This window comes from Hydrogenovibrio sp. JE_KL2, from assembly GCF_009296185.1.
GTDB lineage: Bacteria > Pseudomonadota > Gammaproteobacteria > Thiomicrospirales > Thiomicrospiraceae > Hydrogenovibrio.
On the sequence record NZ_WBJR01000009.1, the window covers coordinates 1 to 1,186 of the forward strand.

The following is a 1,186-nucleotide window of genomic DNA, read 5'->3' on the forward strand; positions in this document are numbered from 1 at the left end:
CTTATTCAAGAATTTTAGCAACAACACCTGCACCAACTGTACGTCCACCTTCACGGATTGCGAAACGTAGACCTTCTGACATTGCGATCGGGTTGATCAACTCAACTGTCATTTGTACGTTATCACCAGGCATTACCATTTCTGTTCCTGCTGGTAGTTCACACGCACCAGTTACGTCAGTTGTACGGAAGTAGAACTGTGGACGGTAACCATTGAAGAATGGAGTGTGACGTCCACCTTCATCTTTTGACAATACGTATACTTCAGCTTCAAACTTAGTATGTGGCTTAACAGTTCCTTTGTGAGCCAATACTTGACCACGTTCGATGTCTTCACGCTTAGTACCACGCAATAGGATACCTACGTTATCACCAGCTTCACCTTGGTCTAGAAGCTTACGGAACATTTCTACACCTGTTACAGTTGTAGTTGTAGTTGGGCGAATACCAACGATTTCGATTTCTTCACCAACTTTAACAACACCTGTTTCAACACGACCAGTTGCTACCGTACCACGACCTTGGATTGAGAAGATATCTTCTACAGGCATTAGGAATGGCTTGTCTGTGTCACGCTCTGGTGTTGGGATGTAAGTATCTAGTGCGTCAACCAATTCACCGATTTTCGCTTCGTACGCTGGGTCACCTTCGATTGCTTTAAGTGCAGAACCCATAATTACTGGTGTATCGTCACCTGGGAATTCGTATTGATCTAGCAATTCACGAACTTCCATTTCTACCAATTCTAGTAGCTCTTCGTCATCTACCATGTCAACTTTGTTTAGGAAAACAACGATGTAAGGTACACCTACCTGACGAGATAGAAGGATGTGTTCACGCGTTTGTGGCATTGGGCCATCTGCAGCTGAACATACTAGGATTGCACCATCCATCTGTGCAGCACCAGTGATCATGTTTTTAACATAGTCAGCATGGCCTGGGCAGTCAACGTGCGCGTAGTGACGAGTTTCTGACTCGTATTCTACGTGTGCTGTTGAGATAGTGATACCACGCGCACGCTCTTCTGGTGCGTTATCGATTTGATCGTAACCTTTTACGTCACCACCAAACTTCTTACCTTGTACAATTGTCAACGCCGCTGTAAGAGTTGTCTTACCATGGTCAACGTGACCAATCGTACCAACGTTTACGTGCGGCTTACTACGTTCAAACTTTTCCTTTGCCAT

The 1,186-nt window shown here is 44.9% G+C and carries 1 protein-coding gene; it reads right to left on the reverse strand.

The window, feature by feature from the left end:
- Position 1: 1 nt before the first annotated feature.
- A partial coding sequence (gene tuf, locus F8R13_RS11390; protein ID WP_152834677.1) for an elongation factor Tu occupies positions 2 to 1,186 on the reverse strand: 1,185 nt, incomplete at its 5' end.